Source organism: Citrobacter sp. FDAARGOS_156, from assembly GCF_001559235.2.
In the GTDB taxonomy this organism is placed as follows: Bacteria; Pseudomonadota; Gammaproteobacteria; order Enterobacterales; family Enterobacteriaceae; genus Citrobacter; species Citrobacter youngae.
The window spans coordinates 154,898-175,537 of sequence record NZ_CP014030.2; the positions used below are offsets into that span (position 1 = coordinate 154,898).

At 51.1% G+C, this 20,640-nt stretch carries 28 protein-coding genes and 1 pseudogene; 22 read left to right on the top strand and 7 right to left on the bottom strand.

Translation table 11 applies throughout. From position 1 onward, the window contains the following. Positions 1-209: 209 nt before the first annotated feature. Both waaA and coaD read left to right on the top strand, forming a co-directional pair. On the top strand, positions 210-1,487 hold the full coding sequence (gene waaA, locus AL515_RS00720; RefSeq protein WP_048213717.1) for a lipid IV(A) 3-deoxy-D-manno-octulosonic acid transferase: 1,278 nt from the start codon (positions 210-212) through the stop codon (positions 1,485-1,487). 8 nt (positions 1,488-1,495) lie between these two features. Continuing rightward, the gene (coaD, locus tag AL515_RS00725) at positions 1,496-1,975 is read left to right on the top strand and encodes a pantetheine-phosphate adenylyltransferase (RefSeq protein WP_048213718.1); all 480 of its coding nucleotides are present in this window, start codon (positions 1,496-1,498) and stop codon (positions 1,973-1,975) included. 49 nt (positions 1,976-2,024) lie between these two features. Here the strand turns inward: coaD and mutM are convergent, their stop codons facing one another. The 4 genes from mutM to radC all read right to left on the bottom strand — a co-directional run bounded on the left by mutM (position 2,025) and on the right by radC (position 4,243). After that, a complete protein-coding gene (gene mutM, locus AL515_RS00730; RefSeq protein WP_061066832.1) occupies positions 2,025-2,834 on the bottom strand; it encodes a bifunctional DNA-formamidopyrimidine glycosylase/DNA-(apurinic or apyrimidinic site) lyase in 810 nt (269 codons plus the stop codon). Positions 2,835-2,932: 98 nt separating this feature from the next. Continuing rightward, positions 2,933-3,100 (bottom strand): 50S ribosomal protein L33, encoded by a 168-nt coding sequence (rpmG, locus tag AL515_RS00735; RefSeq protein ID WP_003024094.1) that lies wholly within the window; start codon positions 3,098-3,100, stop codon positions 2,933-2,935. 22 nt (positions 3,101-3,122) lie between these two features. Next, positions 3,123-3,359 (bottom strand): 50S ribosomal protein L28, encoded by a 237-nt coding sequence (rpmB, locus tag AL515_RS00740; protein ID WP_002436699.1) that lies wholly within the window; start codon positions 3,357-3,359, stop codon positions 3,123-3,125. A 218-nt stretch (positions 3,360-3,577) separates the two neighbouring features. Beyond that, positions 3,578-4,243: a RadC family protein gene (gene radC, locus AL515_RS00745; RefSeq protein WP_061066833.1), complete on the bottom strand. Its 666-nt coding sequence runs from the start codon at positions 4,241-4,243 to the stop codon at positions 3,578-3,580. Positions 4,244-4,414: 171 nt separating this feature from the next. On the opposite strand from radC, the gene coaBC reads away from it, so the two are divergent. From coaBC to slmA, 3 genes are all read left to right on the top strand, one after another. After that, positions 4,415-5,635, top strand: a complete 1,221-nt coding sequence (gene coaBC / locus AL515_RS00750) for a bifunctional phosphopantothenoylcysteine decarboxylase/phosphopantothenate--cysteine ligase CoaBC (protein ID WP_101742527.1) — start codon at positions 4,415-4,417, stop codon at positions 5,633-5,635. Continuing rightward, positions 5,613-6,071 carry a dUTP diphosphatase gene (gene dut, locus AL515_RS00755; protein ID WP_061066835.1) on the top strand — a complete coding sequence of 153 codons (459 nt, stop codon included), beginning with the start codon at positions 5,613-5,615 and terminating at the stop codon, positions 6,069-6,071. Before coaBC ends, dut begins: the two co-directional genes overlap by 23 nt. A 116-nt stretch (positions 6,072-6,187) precedes the next feature. Further along, the gene (slmA, locus tag AL515_RS00765) at positions 6,188-6,784 is read left to right on the top strand and encodes a nucleoid occlusion factor SlmA (RefSeq protein ID WP_048213722.1); all 597 of its coding nucleotides are present in this window, start codon (positions 6,188-6,190) and stop codon (positions 6,782-6,784) included. Between the two features lie 82 nt (positions 6,785-6,866). Here slmA and pyrE read toward each other — a convergent pair whose 3' ends face one another. Beyond that, positions 6,867-7,508: an orotate phosphoribosyltransferase gene (gene pyrE / locus AL515_RS00770; RefSeq protein WP_061066836.1), complete on the bottom strand. Its 642-nt coding sequence runs from the start codon at positions 7,506-7,508 to the stop codon at positions 6,867-6,869. A gap of 65 nt (positions 7,509-7,573) precedes the next feature. Next, positions 7,574-8,290, bottom strand: a complete 717-nt coding sequence (gene rph / locus AL515_RS00775; RefSeq protein ID WP_003024054.1) for a ribonuclease PH — start codon at positions 8,288-8,290, stop codon at positions 7,574-7,576. Between the two features lie 125 nt (positions 8,291-8,415). Between rph and AL515_RS00785 the strand changes: the two genes are divergently transcribed. The 7 genes from AL515_RS00785 (at position 8,416) to AL515_RS00815 (ending at position 13,544) form a co-directional block, all read left to right on the top strand. Then, complete coding sequence (locus AL515_RS00785) at positions 8,416-9,279, top strand: YicC/YloC family endoribonuclease (RefSeq protein WP_003024052.1); 864 nt, start codon at positions 8,416-8,418, stop codon at positions 9,277-9,279. Between the two features lie 189 nt (positions 9,280-9,468). Next, positions 9,469-10,728, top strand: coding sequence for a tyrosine-type recombinase/integrase (locus AL515_RS00790; RefSeq protein WP_061068780.1), 1,260 nt, complete (start codon positions 9,469-9,471; stop codon positions 10,726-10,728). A gap of 94 nt (positions 10,729-10,822) precedes the next feature. Next, the gene (locus AL515_RS00795; RefSeq protein WP_061066837.1) at positions 10,823-11,788 is read left to right on the top strand and encodes a hypothetical protein; all 966 of its coding nucleotides are present in this window, start codon (positions 10,823-10,825) and stop codon (positions 11,786-11,788) included. Positions 11,789-11,875: 87 nt separating this feature from the next. Then, positions 11,876-12,082, top strand: a complete 207-nt coding sequence (locus AL515_RS00800; RefSeq protein ID WP_061066838.1) for a helix-turn-helix transcriptional regulator — start codon at positions 11,876-11,878, stop codon at positions 12,080-12,082. After that, the gene (locus AL515_RS00805) at positions 12,082-12,516 is read left to right on the top strand and encodes a hypothetical protein (protein WP_061066839.1); all 435 of its coding nucleotides are present in this window, start codon (positions 12,082-12,084) and stop codon (positions 12,514-12,516) included. Before AL515_RS00800 ends, AL515_RS00805 begins: the two co-directional genes overlap by 1 nt. A 13-nt stretch (positions 12,517-12,529) precedes the next feature. After that, positions 12,530-13,372 carry an antA/AntB antirepressor family protein gene (locus tag AL515_RS00810; protein ID WP_061066840.1) on the top strand — a complete coding sequence of 281 codons (843 nt, stop codon included), beginning with the start codon at positions 12,530-12,532 and terminating at the stop codon, positions 13,370-13,372. Continuing rightward, the gene (locus AL515_RS00815; RefSeq protein WP_061066841.1) at positions 13,365-13,544 is read left to right on the top strand and encodes a DUF4222 domain-containing protein; all 180 of its coding nucleotides are present in this window, start codon (positions 13,365-13,367) and stop codon (positions 13,542-13,544) included. Before AL515_RS00810 ends, AL515_RS00815 begins: the two co-directional genes overlap by 8 nt. 427 nt (positions 13,545-13,971) lie before the next feature. Here the strand turns inward: AL515_RS00815 and AL515_RS00825 are convergent, their stop codons facing one another. Next, positions 13,972-14,154, bottom strand: a complete 183-nt coding sequence (locus AL515_RS00825; protein ID WP_071887300.1) for a YlcI/YnfO family protein — start codon at positions 14,152-14,154, stop codon at positions 13,972-13,974. 151 nt (positions 14,155-14,305) lie between these two features. On the opposite strand from AL515_RS00825, the gene AL515_RS00830 reads away from it, so the two are divergent. The 10 genes and pseudogenes from AL515_RS00830 to AL515_RS23975 all read left to right on the top strand — a co-directional run. Beyond that, on the top strand, positions 14,306-14,521 hold the full coding sequence (locus AL515_RS00830) for a host cell division inhibitor Icd-like protein (RefSeq protein WP_061068781.1): 216 nt from the start codon (positions 14,306-14,308) through the stop codon (positions 14,519-14,521). After that, complete coding sequence (locus AL515_RS00835; protein WP_061066842.1) at positions 14,518-14,784, top strand: hypothetical protein; 267 nt, start codon at positions 14,518-14,520, stop codon at positions 14,782-14,784. Before AL515_RS00830 ends, AL515_RS00835 begins: the two co-directional genes overlap by 4 nt. Continuing rightward, positions 14,781-14,981, top strand: a complete 201-nt coding sequence (locus AL515_RS00840; protein ID WP_061066843.1) for a hypothetical protein — start codon at positions 14,781-14,783, stop codon at positions 14,979-14,981. Before AL515_RS00835 ends, AL515_RS00840 begins: the two co-directional genes overlap by 4 nt. Continuing rightward, positions 14,978-15,178, top strand: a complete 201-nt coding sequence (locus AL515_RS00845) for a hypothetical protein (RefSeq protein WP_061066844.1) — start codon at positions 14,978-14,980, stop codon at positions 15,176-15,178. The genes AL515_RS00840 and AL515_RS00845 overlap by 4 nt, the downstream gene beginning before the upstream one ends. Continuing rightward, on the top strand, positions 15,175-15,786 hold the full coding sequence (locus AL515_RS00850) for a hypothetical protein (RefSeq protein WP_061066845.1): 612 nt from the start codon (positions 15,175-15,177) through the stop codon (positions 15,784-15,786). Before AL515_RS00845 ends, AL515_RS00850 begins: the two co-directional genes overlap by 4 nt. Then, complete coding sequence (locus tag AL515_RS00855; protein WP_061066846.1) at positions 15,786-16,388, top strand: hypothetical protein; 603 nt, start codon at positions 15,786-15,788, stop codon at positions 16,386-16,388. Before AL515_RS00850 ends, AL515_RS00855 begins: the two co-directional genes overlap by 1 nt. Positions 16,389-16,397: 9 nt before the next feature. Then, the gene (locus AL515_RS00860) at positions 16,398-16,742 is read left to right on the top strand and encodes a hypothetical protein (protein WP_061066847.1); all 345 of its coding nucleotides are present in this window, start codon (positions 16,398-16,400) and stop codon (positions 16,740-16,742) included. Further along, positions 16,735-19,548: a TOPRIM and DUF927 domain-containing protein gene (locus AL515_RS00865; RefSeq protein ID WP_061066848.1), complete on the top strand. Its 2,814-nt coding sequence runs from the start codon at positions 16,735-16,737 to the stop codon at positions 19,546-19,548. The genes AL515_RS00860 and AL515_RS00865 overlap by 8 nt, the downstream gene beginning before the upstream one ends. Positions 19,549-19,887: 339 nt before the next feature. Continuing rightward, a complete protein-coding gene (locus AL515_RS00870; RefSeq protein WP_104445827.1) occupies positions 19,888-20,187 on the top strand; it encodes a PerC family transcriptional regulator in 300 nt (99 codons plus the stop codon). 156 nt (positions 20,188-20,343) lie between these two features. Then, positions 20,344-20,409: pseudogene (locus AL515_RS23975) on the top strand (HGGxSTG domain-containing protein); the annotation flags it as partial. Between the last annotated feature and the right edge of the window lie 231 nt (positions 20,410-20,640).

A 20,640-nucleotide genomic window follows, 5' to 3' on the forward strand; every position in this document is an offset into this window, starting at 1 on the left:
TTCTGGCATATTCCATAAAAAGATCGGTTTTTATGACCATAACCATTCCGTTTTTAGCCTTCCACTGCTGAGATTACCAAGCGGGACAACACAACTCAGGCCCCCTTTCTCTTGATCCGTACAGTTTCCTCAAAAAATCAGCAAAAATGATGGTAAAGCCATAGTTAAATACATAGAATCCCCAGCACATCCATAAGCCAGCTACTATTATGCTAGAATTGCTTTACACCGCCCTTTTCTACCTTATTCAGCCTTTGATCTGGATACGGCTTTGGGTGCGCGGACGTAAAGCTCCGGCGTACCGTAAACGCTGGGGTGAACGCTACGGTTTTTATCGCCGCCCACTGAAACCAGGCGGTATCATGCTCCATTCAGTTTCCGTGGGTGAAACGCTGGCAGCAATCCCATTAGTCCGCGCTCTGCGACATCGTTACCCGGATTTGCCGATCACGGTAACCACCATGACGCCAACCGGTTCAGAGCGCGTGCAATCTGCTTTTGGCACAGACGTTCAACATATTTATCTTCCCTATGATTTACCGGATGCGTTGAACCGTTTCCTGAATAAAGTTGACCCCAAACTGGTGTTAATTATGGAAACCGAGCTCTGGCCAAATCTGATCGCTGCACTGCATAAGCGCCATATCCCGCTGGTCATCGCCAACGCGCGCCTTTCCGCGCGTTCAGCCGCTGGCTACGCTAAATTAGGAAAATTTGTTAGCAGGCTATTACGCCGCATTACGCTGATTGCTGCGCAAAACGAAGAGGATGGCGCTCGCTTCATTACATTGGGTGCCAAAAGCAATCAGGTCACCGTCACCGGTAGCCTGAAGTTTGATATTTCTGTCACCCCACAGCTGGCCGCTAAAGCAGTTACGTTGCGACGCCAGTGGGCGCCGCATCGCCCGGTATGGATTGCGACCAGCACGCATGACGGGGAAGAAAGCATCATCATCGCTGCTCATCAGGCGCTGTTACACCAGTTCCCGAATCTTTTATTGATTCTGGTTCCCAGACACCCTGAGCGCTTCCCGGATGCCATTAACCTCGTACGCCAGGCTGGTCTAAGCTTTACCACACGTTCTTCAGGCGAAGTGCCGTCCTCAAGTACCCAGGTGGTTATTGGCGACACGATGGGTGAGCTGATGCTACTGTACGGAATTGCCGATCTTGCTTTTGTCGGTGGCTCTCTGGTTGAGCGTGGTGGACACAACCCACTGGAAGCAGCGGCACATGCCATTCCCGTATTGATGGGCCCGCATACCTTTAACTTCAAAGACATTTGCGCCCGACTGGAACAGGCAAGTGGGTTGATCACCGTCACTGACGTCACCACGCTGGTGAAAGAGGTTTCGTCCCTTCTGACCGATGAAGATTATCGTAATTTTTATGGTCGCCATGCTGTTGAAGTACTGTACCAAAATCAGGGCGCGCTACAGCGTCTGCTGCAGCTGCTGGAACCTTACCTGCCACCCAAAACGCATTGAGGGCTGTCATGCAAAAACGGGCGATTTATCCAGGAACCTTCGATCCCATAACTAACGGCCATCTTGATATCGTGACACGTGCGACGAGCATGTTTGATCACGTGATCCTGGCAATTGCCGCAAGCCCCAGTAAAAAACCGATGTTCACGCTGGAAGAACGCGTTCAGCTGGCACAGCAGGCAACGGCGCATCTGGGTAATATAGAAGTCATGGGATTTAGCGATTTAATGGCAAACTTTGCCCGCGATAATCAGGCTAATATTCTGATTCGTGGCCTGCGTGCCGTGGCTGATTTTGAGTATGAAATGCAGTTGGCGCACATGAACCGCCACTTAATGCCTCAACTGGAAAGCGTCTTTTTGATGCCATCTAAAGAGTGGTCTTTTATTTCATCATCGCTGGTTAAAGAAGTCGCCCGCCACCAGGGTGACGTGACCCACTTCCTGCCGAAAAATGTTCACCAGGCGCTAATGGATAAGTTGAAGTAGCGCATTTAGCCGGGTAAGCCGACAAGGTTTATCCGGCCTGCAATGAATATTATTTCTGACAGCGACGGCAGTAGAACGTTGTACGCTGAGCGTGTTTTGTCGCAATGACTGACGCTCCGCATACGCGACAGGGTTCGCCTTCTCTCCCATAGACCTGCAGCTCCTGAGCAAAATAGCCTGGCTTACCGTCACTTTGCAGAAAATCCTTCAGCGTCGTTCCACCCTGCTCGATAGAGCGCAGCAATACAGCCTTAATAACGCGTACCAGCAGCTCACACTCATCTTTCGACAGCGATGATGCCAGGCGGTCAGGATGAATGCCAGCCGCAAAGAGAGACTCACTGGCGTAGATATTTCCCACCCCCACCACCAGCTTGTTATCCATCAGCCAGGGTTTTATCGCCGTTTTCTTCTTTGCGCATTTCTGCTGGAGATAAGCAGTGTTGAAATCGTCGCTCAGCGGCTCTGGGCCAAGATGAGCGAGCACATTATGTCCATCCAGTTCTTTTGTCCACAGCCAGGCGCCAAAACGCCGAGGATCGGTATACCGCAGAACTTTGCCATTACTCATCACTAAGTCGACGTGATCATGCTTTTCTGCGGGAAGTTCTTCAGGAAGAATACGCAGACTACCCGACATCCCCAGATGAATGATAATCCAGCCATCCGTCAGCTCCAGCAGCAGGTATTTCGCACGGCGCTGTACGCTCAGGACAGGTTTATCGCTCAGGCGATAGATTTCCTCGGATACCGGCCAGCGCAAACGACCATTACGCACAGTGGCGTGTAAAATCTTCGCCCCTACCAGATGCGGCTCAATACCACGGCGACTGGTTTCGACTTCAGGTAATTCAGGCATAGCATCTCCGGCGCTGTATCAGGTCTCATTAATATGGGGACGGCCAGAAAACAAAAAACCCCGCCGAGGCAGGGTTTTTCTTTACATCAAAACGAAAATTATTTGATTTTCGCTTCTTTGTACAGTACGTGCTGGCGTACAACTGGATCGAATTTTTTCAGTTCCAGTTTTTCCGGCTTAGTACGTTTGTTCTTCGTGGTGGTGTAGAAGTGACCTGTACCAGCAGAAGAAACCAGCTTGATTTTCTCGCGAATACCTTTAGCCATGATTTATTTCCTCTTTAAGTACTTAGTACTTTTCGCCACGGGCACGCAGTTCAGACAGAACTGTATCGATGCCTTTCTTATCGATTACACGCATACCTTTAGCAGATACGCGCAGGGTGACAAAACGCTTCTCGCTCTCAACCCAGAAACGGTGAGAGTGCAGGTTCGGCAGGAAACGGCGTTTAGTCGCGTTCAGTGCGTGGGAACGGTTGTTACCGGTCACCGGACGCTTGCCAGTAACTTGGCAGACTCGGGACATGTCTATTCTCCAAAAATCAAATTAGCTCGAGCTTCGTATGGGGTATCGGCGCCTCGTCAGGCTTTACAGCCCGGTCATCGCATAGTTCTAAGTGAACTCTCGATTGCCAGGCCCAAATGCCAAACCCGAGATTCTCAAAGGTGGCGTAGTATACGCTGACCCGGCGTTATGCTCAAGTCCCGAACAGACAAAGATCCCGATGGATCGCGTAAAGTGCGTTAAATCCAACCGCGTTCCGCAAAAGAAACGTACTCTCCGCGCCCAATTATCAGATGATCAAGCACCCGGATATCCATGAACTGACAGCATTTCACAACACGCTCGGTGATGAGTTTATCTGCTTTGCTCGGCTCTGCACACCCCGAAGGGTGATTATGCGCAAGGATCACCGCGGAAGCATTCATTTTTATCGCTGCGCGGACAATTTCTCGCGGATGTACCTCGACGTGGCTTAGTGTCCCGGAAAAAAGTTTGCTGTGTTTTATCACTCGATGTTGTGAATCCATGAAGATCACCAAAAAGATCTCGCGCTCTTCTTGTGACAGCTGACTTTGCAGAAACTCACGTGCCATTTCCGGGCTAAGTATCGACCTTTCTTCTATCACCCGCACGTCGTAGTAACGTCTTGCCAACTCAGCAATTCCCTTAAGCTGAGCGTACTTCGCAAGGCCAATGCCCTGGACCAGGCTAAAATCCATGTAGTCAGCCGACAACAGGCCGTAAAGCGAATCAAATTGTTGTAGCATTTCTTTCGCCAGCGTCAGGACATCTTTACCCAGCATCCCGGTGCGTAAAAAAAGCGCCAGCAGCTCAACGTCGGTCAGCGAGCTTGCCCCCTGTGCCAACAGCTTTTCCCGAGGCATTATACGTCCTGTATTTTCCATGCTTTCCCCTCCTTTCGCATCCGCATGGTGGCATAACACCAGCGGCAGATCGACGTTCTGTTCTCCATTCCTCGTGGCGCTTCGCAAAGTGGATCACGGTCAAAAGCACGATAAATGATGGAGTGTGATAAAATATCCGCCTTCTGGTGTAACCCAACAGGAAAGATCATGATGAGCCTGGCCGGTAAAAAAATCGTACTTGGCGTCAGTGGCGGTATTGCTGCGTACAAAACCCCTGAGCTGGTGCGTCGTTTACGGGAACGCGGCGCAGACGTCCGCGTGGCGATGACCGAAGCGGCAAAAGCCTTTATTACTCCCCTGAGCTTACAGGCAGTTTCGGGCTATCCGGTATCTGACAGCCTGCTCGACCCCGCTGCCGAAGCCGCGATGGGCCATATTGAGCTGGGGAAATGGGCCGATTTGGTTATTCTGGCTCCCGCGACGGCAGACCTGATTGCCCGCGTTGCCGCCGGTATGGCTAACGATCTGGTGTCTACGATTTGTCTGGCAACACCCGCGCCTGTTGCCGTGCTGCCGGCCATGAACCAGCAGATGTATCGCGCTGCCGCGACCCAGCACAATCTGGGCATTCTTGCTTCGCGCGGTTTGCTCATTTGGGGCCCTGACAGCGGTAGCCAGGCATGTGGTGATATCGGTCCTGGACGTATGCTGGATCCGTTAACGATTGTGGATATGGCGGCAGAACATTTTTCACCTGTCAACTCCCTGCAACATCTCAACATCATGATTACGGCGGGCCCGACGCGTGAACCGCTTGATCCCGTGCGGTATATTTCCAACCACAGCTCCGGGAAAATGGGATTTGCTATCGCGGCCGCGGCCGCAAAGCGCGGAGCAAACGTCACGCTGGTGTCGGGTCCGGTTTCGTTACCCACACCGCCATTTGTCCAGCGCGTTGATGTGGTGACCGCACTGGAAATGGAAGCCGCCGTGCAATCTGCGGTGCAACAACAGCATATTTTTATCGGCTGCGCCGCAGTCGCGGATTACCGCGCTGAAACTGTCGCCCACGAAAAAATCAAAAAACAGGCGACGCAGGGCGATGAATTAACAGTAAAAATGGTCAAGAACCCGGATATTATTGCCGGCGTTGCCGCACTGGATGCTAACCGTCCCTTTGTCGTTGGGTTTGCCGCCGAAACAAATAATGTGGAAGAATATGCCCGGCAAAAACGCCTCCGCAAAAACCTTGATGTGATCTGTGCAAACGATGTTTCGCTTTCTACTCAAGGATTTAACAGCGATAGCAACGCATTACACCTTTTTTGGCAGGATGGAGATAAAGTCTTACCGCTTGAGCGCAAAGAACTCCTGGGCCAATTATTACTCGACGAGATCGTGACCCGTTATGATGAAAAAAATCGACGTTAAAATTCTGGACCCGCGCGTAGGGAAACAATTTCCGCTCCCGACGTACGCCACCTCTGGTTCTGCCGGACTTGACCTGCGTGCCTGTCTTGATGACGCCGTAGAACTGGCGCCTGGCGCAACGACGCTGGTGCCAACTGGGTTAGCCATCCATATCGCCGATCCCTCACTGGCCGCGGTGATGTTGCCACGCTCTGGTCTGGGTCATAAGCACGGTATCGTACTGGGTAACCTGGTCGGTTTGATTGATTCCGACTATCAGGGTCAGCTGATGGTATCCATCTGGAACCGTGGCCAGGATAGCTTCACCATTGAACCAGGTGAACGTATTGCACAGATGGTCTTTGTACCGGTTGTGCAGGCTGAATTTAATCTGGTGGAAGAGTTTGAAGCCACCGATCGTGGCGAAGGCGGCTTCGGCCATTCCGGGCGCAAGTAACCCGTAAAGAAGCATCCCGTAGCGTAATAACGCAATAACATACCGCAAACAGTCGTTTGCGGTCGCTGTGTGGATGCCTGCCTGGCAAGTGCTTATTTTCAGGGGTATTTTGTAACATGGTAGAAAAGCAAACTGCGAAAAGGAATCGTCGCGAAGAAATACTTCAGTCGCTGGCGCTGATGCTGGAATCCAGTGATGGAAGCCAGCGTATCACGACAGCAAAACTGGCAGCCTCTGTGGGCGTTTCCGAAGCGGCATTATATCGCCATTTTCCCAGCAAGACCCGCATGTTCGATAGCCTGATTGAGTTTATCGAAGATAGTCTGATTACCCGTATCAATCTGATCTTAAAAGATGAAAAGGACACCGGCGCACGTCTGCGTCTGATCGTTCTGCTGATTTTAGGGTTCGGTGAACGTAACCCCGGTCTTACGCGCATTCTGACCGGGCATGCGCTCATGTTTGAACAGGATCGTCTGCAAGGCCGTATTAACCAGCTTTTTGAACGTATTGAGGCACAGTTGCGCCAGGTTCTGCGAGAAAAAAGAATGCGTGAAGGCGAAGGTTACGCCGTAGATGAAACGCTGCTGGCCAGTCAGTTACTGGCTTTCTGTGAAGGTATGTTATCTCGTTTCGTGCGCAGCGAATTTAAATACCGTCCAACGGATGACTTTGACACCCGCTGGCCGTTGGTTGCCGCACAGTTGCAGTAACGACTTCGTTTTATCCGGCCTACGTAAGCCGTAGGCCCGGTAAGTGCGTAGGCCGGATAAGCGCAGCGCCATCCGGCAGTTCTTATACCCCAAACTCTTCGCGATACGCCCGTACTGCGGCCAGGTGTTCTGCCATTTCAGGTTTTTCTTCCAGATAAGCAATCAGATCTTTCAGGGTAATGATAGAAATCACCTTGCAACCATAATCGCGTTCCACTTCCTGAATCGCTGAAATCTCGCCGCGGCCGCGTTCCTGACGATCAAGAGAAATGAGTACCCCTGCCAACGTCGCGCCATTTGCCTGGATTATCTCCATGGATTCACGAATCGCAGTACCGGCAGTGATCACGTCATCCACCAGCATGACACGCCCCTCAAGTGCGCTACCGACCAGATTGCCACCTTCACCGTGGGTCTTCGCCTCTTTACGGTTAAAGCAGTACGGCAAATCTTTATCGTGGTGTTCAGCCAGCGCAACGGCCGTTGTAGTCGCAATCGGAATACCTTTGTACGCTGGGCCAAACAGCAAATCGAACTCAATACCGGAATCCACCAGCGCTTCGGCGTAAAAACGGCCTAACAGAGCCAGGTCGCGCCCGGTATTAAACAGTCCGGCGTTGAAGAAATAGGGGCTTTTACGCCCGGATTTCAGCGTAAACTCGCCAAACTTTAGTACCTGCTTGCTAAGCGCAAACTCAATAAACTGGCGCTGATACGGTTTCATGGATTCGCTCCTCATCTCACTTTATTACAGACAAAAAAAAGGCGACTCATCAGTCGCCTTTAAAATCAATTTTCTAACGCCGCCTTCTGCGTCGCTACAATGGATTCGATTCCCCCTCGGGCCAACGCCAGTAGGGTGAGAAGTTCTTCATGGCTGAATGGCTCGCCTTCCGCCGTGCCTTGTACTTCAATAATACGGCCGTCTTCAGTCATCACCACGTTCATGTCGGTTTCTGCGGCAGAATCTTCAACGTACTCGAGGTCACAGAGCGCTTCACCGTTAACAATCCCCACGGAAACCGCTGCAACCATCCCTTTCATCGGGTTAGTTTTCAGTTTACCGCTCGCGACCAGCTTGTTCAGCGCATCAGCTAACGCAACACATGCACCGGTAATTGATGCGGTGCGCGTACCGCCATCTGCCTGGATAACATCGCAGTCCAGAGTAATGGTGAACTCGCCAAGGGTTTTCAGGTCAACTGCGGCACGCAGCGCACGCGCAATAAGACGCTGGATTTCCATGGTACGACCGCCCTGCTTACCTTTTGCCGCTTCACGGGCGTTACGGGTGTGCGTGGCGCGTGGCAGCATGCCATATTCTGCGGTGATCCAACCCTGGCCCTGACCTTTCAGAAAACGCGGTACGCCTTCATCAATCGAGGCGGTACACAGCACTTTGGTATCACCAAATTCGACCAGCACGGAGCCTTCAGCGTGTTTTGTATAATTACGGGTCAGGGTGACGGGACGCACCTGATTGGCACTACGACCTGCTGGACGCATGATAAAATCTCCGGCTTGAAACGAATGTGGCTGCGCATTATACGGACTTCCGACTGTTATTCCTATCCTGACAAGACATGGATGGCTATAATCCTCCCATCTCATCTTTAAAAACAGGAACGTCTATGATCCGCAGCATGACCGCCTACGCCCGGCGTGAAATCAAGGGTGAATGGGGTAGCGCTACCTGGGAAATGCGCTCGGTAAACCAGCGTTATCTGGAAACTTATTTTCGCCTGCCGGAGCAGTTCCGTAGTCTTGAACCCGTAGTTCGCGAACGTATTCGCACGCGTCTGACGCGCGGTAAGGTCGAATGTACCCTGCGTTTTGAGCCTGATGCCAGCGCTCAGGGCGAGCTGATTCTGAATGAAAAGCTCGCTAAACAGCTCGTTAGCGCTGCTAACTGGGTCAAAATGCAGAGCGATGAAGGTGAAATCAACCCGGTTGATATCTTGCGCTGGCCAGGAGTAATGGCTGCCCAGGAGCAGGATCTGGACGCCATTGCCGCCGAAATCCTCGCCGCACTTGACGGTACGCTGGATGACTTCATCGTCGCACGTGAAACTGAAGGTCAGGCGCTGAAAGCGCTGATCGAGCAGCGTCTGGAAGGCGTCAGCGCTGAAGTGACGAAGGTACGTGCGCATATGCCGGAAATCCTGCAATGGCAGCGTGAGCGTCTGGTAGCCAAACTGGAAGATGCTCAGGTGCAACTGGAAAATAATCGTCTTGAGCAAGAGCTGGTGCTGATGGCGCAGCGTATCGACGTGGCTGAGGAACTGGATCGCCTGGAAGCCCACGTCAAAGAAACCTACAACATTCTGAAGAAAAAAGAGGCGGTTGGCCGTCGTCTTGACTTCATGATGCAGGAATTCAACCGTGAGTCAAACACTCTGGCATCAAAGTCTATCAATGCCGAAGTGACTAATTCCGCGATTGAACTGAAGGTATTGATCGAGCAAATGCGCGAACAGATTCAGAATATCGAGTAAATATTTAAGAACTATCACAAAGACGCAAAGAACCAGCAAAGCCCGCATTTAGCCGGGCTTTTTGTTATTATGGGCTATCATAAAGACGCAACAAAGCGCATAGTTAAGGTGTACCCAAAGGTGTACCCAACGAGTTTTGTGTACATCACTTTGGGTACACCCTCTATTCAAAGTTTGGATATTCGCAAAATGCCAAAACTGACAGACATGCAGATCCGTGCGTGGATAAAAGCCGGAGAACGCTTCGAAGGACGCGCAGATGGTGGCGGTCTATACCTCCGATACCGACAGGTAGACCAATCCCCAAGCTGGCGATTCCGCTATAAGTTCTCTGGTAAGCAACGGGCTATGGTTATTGGCTCCTATGCCGAGCTATCACTATCTAAAGCCAGAGAGACCGCCAAAGAACTAGCCGCCCGCGTTGCGCTTGGTTATGACGTGGCAGGAGAAAAACAGGAACGGAAAGCCAAGGCCCTGGCGAAGATGGAAGCAGAAAAAAACGCCATGCGCGTTTCAGATCTTGCCGCCGAATACTTTGAACGCCAAATACTGCCTCGCTGGAAGCATCCAGACATACTACGCCGCCGGATCGACAAGGATATTAATCCCCATATTGGACGCATGAAGGTGGAGGACGTAAAGCCACGGCACATTGATGACATGCTTAAAGCTATTGTTGACCGTGGAGCACCGACCATAGCGACAGACGTTCTACGCTGGACACGCCGCATATTCGACTACGGAATCAAACGGCACGCACTGGAGATTAACCCATGTTCCGCATTTGAGGTTTCGGACGCTGGTGGGAAGGAGGTTAGCCGTGACCGCTGGTTAACCCGTGATGAGTTAATCCAGCTATTTAGGGCCATGCGCACCGCAAAGGGATTCAGTCGACAGAATGAGATCACTTTCAAACTATTGTTAGCCCTATGCGTTCGTAAAATGGAGTTATGCGCCGCCCGCTGGGAAGAGTTCGACCTGGACAAAGGCATTTGGCACTTACCAGAAGAACGCAGCAAAAATGGTGACGCAATAGATATTCCGCTGGCACCACCAGCAGTTGAATGGCTAAGAGAGCTTTACACGTTCTCATGCAACAGCGCATGGGTATTGCCAGCCAGAAAGATGCAAAACAGGATGATTCCACACATTCAGGAAAGCACTCTGCCCGTGGCGCTGGCAAAGGTACGCGCAGAAATGCCGGACGTGCCGAACTTCACCATTCATGACTTCCGCCGTACAGCTCGTACACATTTAGCGGCATTGGGAGTTGACCCGGTAGTCGCAGAAAGATGTCTAAATCACCGTATCAAAGGCGTAGAGGGTATCTATAACCGGCACCAGTATTTTGATGAACGCAAAGCAGCGCTGGCACAATGGGCCGATCTGCTGGTGGCGCTGGAGAGCGGTGAAGATTACAACGTAACACCAATAAGAATAGTGAAGTAAGCGGACAGATTGAGCCTAGCCCGACGGGGCGAAAAGCGGAAGCCTTGCCGTCTGACTCAATCGCTCATTAAGGCATAGCGTGAAAGGTGACGCGATGACAAAGAAAAACGATAAACAAAATGATATGAATGTATGGAAACGTAACAACATTCCTGCATTAGAATTTTGTTCTCTGCCAAGGGCAGCAGAACTGCTTAACTGCCATCTAAATGATTTAATTCATTTTATTCAAGTTGGCGCCATTGAAATTTGTTTAGCCCTGCATGATTTTGAAGCAGCATTATTTACACTTGGCGCTTGGGAAGAATCAAATGAATGGGAGGAGAAATTCCCTCCTAAACTGATGACAAAGTACACAAACAAATCACCTTTAAGCCTGTTTATGCCAAAAGCTGAATTTGATATGAATCCGACAGCGACTGCGCGAGTTAGACGGCTTTATCAAAATAAGGACATTCCCGGACTAAAGAAACCAATCTTGAATCTTTCCGGATTATGGGCGCTATCATTAAGTCACCTACCTCACTCATTCTTCAACGCATTAAAAAATAATGAAGAAATTTCATTCACCTCTTTTAACCTTTCCTTTAAAGAGGCAGACGTTCCGTTAAATCTCGATAATTATGATGATTATGTGATTATGGCCCAACCTTTAACAGAGCATCTCTACGCATCTGGATTGCTAAACGAAGCAGATGTTAAGCCAATTGCGACTATCACAGTAAAAGATATTTTTATTACCAGATGTCAAATTGAAAAAATATACAGCTACATTGGGCAAGATATACCAAATTTCATCAATGGAGGAGTTCGCCAGTCACAACCAAATGAATTGATGATAGAAAAAAGCGTTCCAGAAGTGAACACTAATAAGGTTGGCGAGTTCTTGGAGATGTTAATCAGGTGTGTACCAGAATTGGGGGATGACGTCATGAAGGCGACTGCTAACAAGCGCCACAGCATACTAAGCGCATTTCTTGAAAGGCAGCAGAAGGAGGGTAAATTTAACAATATGAAAATGCCAGCCTCAGCAACCATTGAAAAATACTTCAAAATTTGAAACTGACCGTTTTAAATTTGCAACATTGCTCACTGATATTGCCATTTAATACCCGTAACAACCGCTATCAACAGGAGTTACGGGGAAATGACAAAGCAATCAACCATTCCTACTACTGGATACATCCGCCGGTATAGATTGCCGGAAATGTTGGGTGTATCTATGCCAACTATCGACCGCTGGGTTAAGAATGGTACGCTGCCACGACCAGTAAAACTCACCGACAACGTAACCGCATTTGACGCGGTAGAGATTCATAATTGGCTGGCAGAACGCCGCGGGAAGGTGGCGTAATGGAAAAGAAAAACCGCCCAGTACAGCAGGCGGCTAACTCAGATATTCGCGGATCCGATGTTACGCCACCAGCCCACTCTATTCAACAGATGAAGCGTACGCCGAAAAAGCATCGTGCCCGCGTCTATATGCTGCGCACTGGCGTAGAGGGATGGACAGAGAACGATATTCTTCGCTACTGCCGTCTTTCGTCTGGCCGCAACTATGCATCTGAAATAGAACGCCGCCTCGATATTCAGCTTGAGCGTATCGACGAGAAAAACCCGGATGGCATTGGCTCACACCTACGCTACCGCCTTGTAAGCCGTGGTGACGTGATGCGAGTCATCCAGTTGGTTAACAGCAATGCTGTTACGGGTGGTTATCAGGGGCTTACTCAGTCTGAAATAACCGACATTCTCAACCTATACCCGGACGCATTTACCGCCGCATAACGGAGTCTGAAATATGAAACTCGAAAAAAGCCGATTCACTTCGGAGGCCGCCCCACAATCTAACGTAGGCCAGAGCGTAATTATCAATAACGACTTTGCCGCTATTGTGCCGGTTAATTCAGGTCTGATTGGCGGGCGTGAAGCCAATATTGTGAGCGCTAAGGCGTTGCATAAAGTGCTGGGAGTGGGGCGTGACTACTCAACGTGGCTTTCTGACCGTATCAAGGATTACGGCTTCGAGCAGGGCGTTGATTACGTGGTGTTTGATTCCCCCATTTTGGGGAACCAAAGCGCAGAAAATAACCAGCTCGACGGCGGCTGGGTAACGAAACGCGGAGGGGATCGGCGTAGCAAAGATACCGGGCTTTCTCTTGGTATGGCAAAAGAGATGGCTATGGTTGAGCGCAACGAGCAGGGCCGAGCCGTTCGACGTTACTTCATCCAGTGTGAGGAAGAACTACAGCGCAGCGTACCGGAGATTGCCGCCCGGTATCGCCAGCATCTTAAAGCCCGCATCAATGCGGCTGGTCGTTTCACCGCTATGTGTGAAGCGCTTGAATTGGCACGAATGGAGCAAGGTAAAACCACACAGCGCCATCACTACACCAATGAGAGCAACATGCTGTCTCGCATTGTTCTTGGTGGTCTGACTGCTAAGCAATGGGCGCAGGCAAATGGTGTGGAGGGTGAGCCACGCGACAGCATGAACGCTGAGCAACTTGAGCACTTTGCTTACCTTGAGAATACCAACATCACGCTGATCGATATGGGCATGGAGTTTGATCAGCGCAAAGCAGAATTAACCCGCCTGTCACAGCGCTGGATGGCAAAGCATCAGGAGGTTGCTCATGACTAAGACCACCAGCATCCCACGACCGCAGCAGCGCTTTAAGGACGCGCACGGCGCTATGGTGACGGTTGAAAGCGTTACATCCAATCGCGTGACGTTCTACCGTGACGGATATCATTCACCATGCGTACAACCACTAGAACGCTTTACTAAGGAATTCCGGGAGGTGGCGCAATGATGGCTACCGTCCAGAGCAAGGGATTCCCCCTGGCTGGCCTGTTAACAAATGTTAACCCTCAGAACCTTATAAAACCTAAGGTCGTGAACGATTACCTGTTATCAATTGTTATGGCTAAGGGCTTAGCAAAACTTAGCCTGAACCTCACAAAACCTGACATCCACGCACGGGGGATGACGACAAATGATGACATTTTAAACCAAGAAAAAATCACCTCAAAAAAGCTGACTGTGGGGAATAAAATCCTCCTGCTAACTGGTAGCGTGAACTGGCGTGCTACCGTTATGGGTCGTGTTACATCGGCTTTTGCGAGCAGTACGCACGCACCAGAAGATTTTTTAGGGGTCGTTACGCGAGAAGGTGAGTATTCGGAGTCCATAAAAAAGGGCAGCCATAAGGCCACCCTTTGCAATGTTGCTGAAAAAAATCAAGCCTTAGGTTTGATTCCTTCTTTCCGCAGCCTATCGCGGCATGAGTCTTTAACCCAAGAACTGAAATTGCCTTGTCCAGCAACAGCGTTGATTTGCTCAAGTAGTTCATCCTCAAAGCGAATGTGCTTCATGGTGCTCCCCTTGCGATCGAACGCTTTTTTCTGCTTATCATCTTGCATTGGTAGTTACCAGTATTATAATGGCAATACAGATGGTAACTACCAACTTGCGGTAATTCAATACCGATCTGTAAAAACGGCAAAGCCCGAGGGTGCGCTAACACCAATCGGGCTTCTAACCACCACCGATAGTAATAGTATCGAGGTAGCTATGAGCAATCGTACCACACACCCGCAAGGGCGGGATTCTTACACCCTTAAAAAATTCACTTGGCGTTTCCTCGCCATCAACCACCACGACAAAAAGGCGAAACCTTGCCGTCTGTCTGTTGAGGCTGAAACTGAGCGTGAGGCACGTCGCATCTTGGCACCGCATTTCATTCTCTCTTTGTCTGCCCGCCTTCATGTTCTGGAGATTTCAGCATGAATCAAATCGAGCAAGCAAAGGTAATCGGCGACCGCATCAGATCTGTTATCGGCAATGAGGAAGCCCCTACTCCGAACACCTCCGAGAATATTTCACGCAACCGCCTTTTGCGTGTGAAGACGGGACTTTGTCATGTTCTGACTGAGGTTATTCCTGCAATACCTCACTGCGACGCACGGGATGAGCTGGTGGCCTGGATCTTCGAGATACACACAATCGCAGCAGCAGAAGAATGCCAGATGAAAACCGAGGTGACAGCATGAGCCACGAAATAACTCTTGAGCAGGCAGCAGCGAGCGCGCATCAGTCTGAAATCATTTGCCGCCTGATTGAAGAATGCCCTCGGCATCTTACAGGAGGAGATATATCGACGATTGCCGCGTTGCTGAAGCGACTGAATGGTGATGTAACCGCGTGGCTCATCGAAGAAATGGCAGAGCGGGAGGAGGCGAAAAAATGAATATGTATCGCGTGTTATCCAACTGCTTAGACCGTGCCGGGCTGCCGTTGCCTGTCACATGGTATGGCGAGGCAATCAGCCCGAAGCAGGCAGTGGAAAAGATGGAGACTGAAGCAAAGCGTAACGGCTGGTCTGACATAGAAATTATTCGTATCTACGAACGTAAACAGATTAACGACATGGGAGTTGCGGCATGAGCAAATCAAATATTAAAAGCGCTGGCGTTAGTGTTCCAGCCGCGACCAATGAGTTAAAAGCCACGCCTGATGGAGTGATGATTAACGGTACGCTGCAAACCTACTCATACATCATCAACCTGTTCGAGAACGGCACTTATGATTCTCTCTCTGCTGATGCCTATCAGGCGCTGCATGTAATACATGATGCCAACCAAAGCGGCTGGGTTGAGCCTGACCTGAACCAGCAGATCGCTATGTGGCGCTGGCTGGTAGCAAGCATGTTTATCCGTGAACTTGAAAAAAACGGTTGCGAGGCTGAAGGCATCACACCGGGTGAGGATAAATATTACACCTATGCCGGGGGCGGGATCCCCATCCCACTGAGAATGATGAATGTCCGCAATGCGCTTATGTGCCTGGTCGAAACGCAGCTTTTGCAGGTTTTAGGTGGCGACGAGGGCAAGGTTGCCAGCGTGGAAGCCTATCGGACAATGGTGACAAATTCCCCTGAGGATGGTGGCTTGATTTTGTCTGCCGAGGGCATGAGACAAATCACCGGCTTTTTGGATGCTTTTGTCACTATGGCTGTTACCGGCGCGTTCCCTGATAACCGGGCTATTCACTGATGGAGAGGACTATGAACTATCGCGCAGAAGCCACTCCGGAAGGAGTGAACATCATGACCCGCAATGATGCCGGGATTTCTGAACATGTTGAGTTGATCAGCTATGAGTGCGCCGTGGCGCGTCTGGTAGTGGGCGAATACGACAACAATCTGGATAAGGGTTTCGCGATACATCTTGCTGTAGCAGAAGGTGGCAACGTTGGATGGTTCGACTACACCGCACAGCACAATCTGGAGATGTGGCGCTGGCTGATTGCTGCCGCATTCATTGCTGAAATGAAGCACGAGAACGGCACAACCATTGTGACTGATTTAGACGGTACAACCTCATGGGCAGCTCTTTATTCCAATGGAGATACAACAATTCCGCTATATCCCTCAGCTGAAAGACTGGCGATGGCAAACAACATCGAGGGAGCCATGCTCGAGCGTTACGGTATTGAGCAAGGGACGGAGAATATAATTATTTTCTATCACTCCATGCTGGATGTTGAGCTGGGCGAGCTAACGCCGTTCGGGCGTGAAGTACTGGCAGAGCTACACGATCACTTTATTAACGATCTGGAAGTAAACGGCTGGCCTGAAACGCCAGTGACGCACTGAGGAGAGAGTATGATTACTAAAAACTTTCGACTGAATGCGCTGGCTAACCAGTATGCGGCGGCGCTGTATGACCATATTACAGCGACCAGCGGCGGTGATTATTTCATGATTGACGCAAATGGTGAGGCTGTTCGCGTGGAGGTTATCGGCGGTATCAAAGGGATACGTGACCTTGTTGATGGTTACGCACTGGAAGCACTCAAAGAGCATTATCCGGCAGCACAATGGGAAAGTATCGGGATCGCGTATCTGTCCCGGTACGTTGATGCTGAGGGAATTACGGATGACGGGATCAGCGCATGGACAAGCATGACTGCCGACATGGGCGCAACGGTAGGGGGAAATAATGCGTAATATCGACCTTATTCGTGAAGTGACCAGCGCCGCAGCGAACAACTGGCCTCATGTGCTGGCTGGCCTGAATATCGATGTTCCCGACTCGCCTCACCGCCACGCAGGATGTCCCGCATGCGGCGGGACGGATCGCTTCCGGTTCGACGACAACGGGCGCGGCGCTCACATCTGCAACCAGTGCGGTGCGGGCGACGGCCTGGACCTGATTAAGAAGGTGAACAACTGCGACACCACAGAAGCGGCGAAGCTTGCCGCTGGTGTGCTGGGTATTGATTCCCGGGCAGAGGAACAGGACGAAGTGAAAGCCAGCCAGAGGCGGAAGCAACTGGAGACTGAGAGCCAACGACGTGAGCAGGAGCGCCAGCAGCGGGCAGAAAATGACGCAACGCAGCGCCGGGCGACATTTACCCGTCTGTTTGATGGGATGCGTCAGAATGCCGCGCAGGGCGAATCTGAGTACCTTATTGCTAAGGGGCTGAGTGGATTCACCCTCCCCATTCTTACCGATGGATCAATCTTATTGCCGCTGGTGGACGAATCCGGCTTTGTAACTGCCGCACAGACCATTACGCCAAAGGGAGAAAAGCGACTCCTGACCGGTTCTGCAAAGCGCGGTGCATATCACGCCGTAAACGCACCAGAATCGCCGCAGAGCGTTTTAATTGCCGAAGGGCTGGCAACGGCATTGTCTGTTCACCTGATGCGACCTGACGCGCTGACAGTGGCAGCAATCGACGCTGGCAACCTACTCCCCGTAGCGGAAGTGATGCGCCGGAAACTCCCGGACGCAGAAATCATTATCGCTGCAGATAACGACCACCACGAAGACGGTCAACCCAATACAGGGAGGGAGGCTGCAGAAAAAGCGGCCTTATCAGTAACGGGATCGGTATCGCTGCCTCCGACAAGCAATAAAGCCGACTGGAATGACTACCATCAGCAAAACGGGCTGGAAGCGTCTGTATTAGCTTTTAAAGAATCTGCATATCAGCCGCAGGCGGAAACTCAGGACAACAAGATCACAACAAGAAATTGTCCCGACAACGGCAAGATTACGGCAATGGATTTACCTGATGACGGTAAGAACACGGTAAGTGAACCGGGTGATAAAGACCCATTAAAACCCCGAATTGAAAGCCGGGATGATGGCGTTTTCTACGTATCTCCAAAGGTGGATAAAGACAGCGGGGAGATTATCAACAATGAAAGCTGGTTGTGCTCACCGCTGGAAGTTATCGGCACCGGGCGAGACGACAAAGATCAGTACCTGATTATTCGCTGGCTGGCCTTTGGCGCAGATATCCCGACTACCGCAGCAATCCCCCTGGCCGATATTGGTGAGCGTGAAGGCTGGCGCACCCTGAAAGCTGGAGGGGTGAACGTCACAACCAAAAGCAGCCTACGGGCGATTCTGGCCGACTGGCTACAGCGCAGTGGTTCCCGTGATTTGTGGCGCGTGACTCACGCTACCGGCTGGCAATGTGGGGCGTACATCATGCCAGACGGGGAAATCATTGGTACGCCAGCGCACCCCGTTTTGTTCAATGGGCGAAGCTCTGCCGCCGCCGGTTATACCGTGCAGGGTACCACTGGTAGTTGGCGGGATGGTGTGGCACATCTGGCCTTCGGCAACTATTCCATGATGACCGGGATCGGCGCAGCTCTCGCAGCTCCGTTAATCGGGCTGGTGGGCGCGGATGGATTCGGGATCCACTTTTATGAACAATCGAGCGCGGGCAAGACCACTACGGCGAACGTGGCAAGCAGCTTATACGGCAATCCAGACTTACTCCGCCTGACGTGGTACGGCACAGCGCTGGGGCTGGCAAACGAAGCAGCCGCCCACAATGACGGGCTGATGCCACTGGATGAAGTTGGACAGGGTTCAGACCCTATAAGCGTGTCACAGTCTGCCTATGCGCTGTTTAACGGCGTGGGTAAATTGCAGGGAGCTAAGGACGGCGGGAACCGGGATCTAAAACGCTGGCGTACTGTTGCCATCAGTACTGGTGAGATGGATTTAGAGACCTTCATCGCCACCGCCGGACGCAAAACCAAAGCAGGCCAACTGGTTCGCCTGCTCAATATTCCGTTGAGTAAGGCGGTGCGCTTTCATGAGCATCAGAACGGCAAGCAGCATGCTGACGCACTGAAAGACGCATATCAACACCACCACGGCGCAGCCGGGAGAGAGTGGATTAAGTGGCTGGCAGACCACCAGCAGCAGGCTATTGATACTGTCCGTGAGTGCGAGGAGCGCTGGCGCAGTCTGATACCTGCCGACTATGGCGAACAGGTACACCGTGTAGGCGCTCGCTTTGCCATTCTGGAGGCCGCTTTATTGCTGGGCGAGGTTGTTACCGGGTGGGACGCTCAGACGTGCCGTGATGCGATACAGCACAGTTATAACGCATGGGTAAGAGAGTTCGGCACAGGTAACAAAGAGCATCAGCAGATAATCGAGCAAACGGAAGCGTTTTTAAATGCGTATGGGTTGAGCCGGTTCGCACCATTCCCATACAGCCCTGCAGACCTGCCTATAAAAGACCTTGCCGGGTATCGACAGAGAGGGGAGCACGAGGAAAGCCCGATGATTTTCTACACTTTCCCCTCGGCTTTTGAGCAGGAAATCGCGAAGGGATTTAATGCTAAACAGTTTGCTGAAGTCCTGAAAAGCTCAGGAATGCTCAACCCGCCCACCAGCGGGCGCGGATACCAAAGGAAATCGCCACGCATTCAGGGACGGCAATTTAACGTGTATGTCTTGAGTTACCAGCCAGAGGAATACAGCCAGCAAGAAGAATAATTTTTCACATACGTAGTTTAGGTGTTGGTTCAGTTAGTTCAGTTGGTTCAATTTGTAATTATCGTTGTTTTATAAGGTTTTTTATTTTCATTTTGAACCAACACTGAACCAACAAATGACCTGATTGAACCAACACTAGCAGGTCGAGACATTCTTCCTGGCTGGGAGTGAACCAACAGATAGCCCCGCTGAACCAACACAAAATCGCCGATGTTGGTTCAGCAAAACCCAGTGTTGGCGCGGGCTGGTGGGCAGTGAACCAACTGAACCAACTGAACCAACACTATTTCTGCTTATTATGCGAAAAAGTTAAGTGTGAACGTTGAGGGAAATATATTGATGGCGGAAGTACGTGATAGCAAAGCCGAGGCTCTGGAGGAAAAAGGACTCTACCGTCGAGCGGCTGCAAGGTGGATGGAAGTTATGCAGCTATGCACTGACGACGACGATCGGGAATGGATAATGCGACACCGTGAAGCGTGTCTCGAAAAGGTAAAGCGACCCCCGGTCAAAGTTGATGACTTTGGCGATCTCCACAAAGCCGCAAAAGAAACACAGCATCGCATGGGGATAGCTCAACCGAACGGAGATGCTTTCAGACTTCCAGCCAGTAAAGGCCGCTCACAAGGGCGTGGGTAGCGTCACATGGAGGGGATTACGTCCCCTACCTCATGAGAGGGTGATAAAACTTCACATTCGGAGATAAAAATGGCTGATGAACATCGTCGTAAGCGCTATCGGGAATGGGCTAAATCGCCATTTGGAACAATGCCATTTCCGGAGGAATGCCGAGGCATGACCTGTGGAGCGAAAACCCGCAAAGGAACGCCGTGCAAGCTGACATCTCTCTACGGATCCGGGCGTTGTAAATTACACGGAGGCATGAGCACTGGAGCAAAAACGCCGGAAGGTAAAGCGAGGCAGTTAGAAGGCTATCGCCGCTGGCAGGAAAAGCGGCGTCAGACCACCAGCAAAACAGAATAACCCTAAGGTTACACTAAGGTTCGCGGTGTCGGTTCGCAGACAGGTTCGCACCTGAACACCTGCAAAATTTGTACTGTTCTTGACGGATTCAGAACCAGAACGACGCAG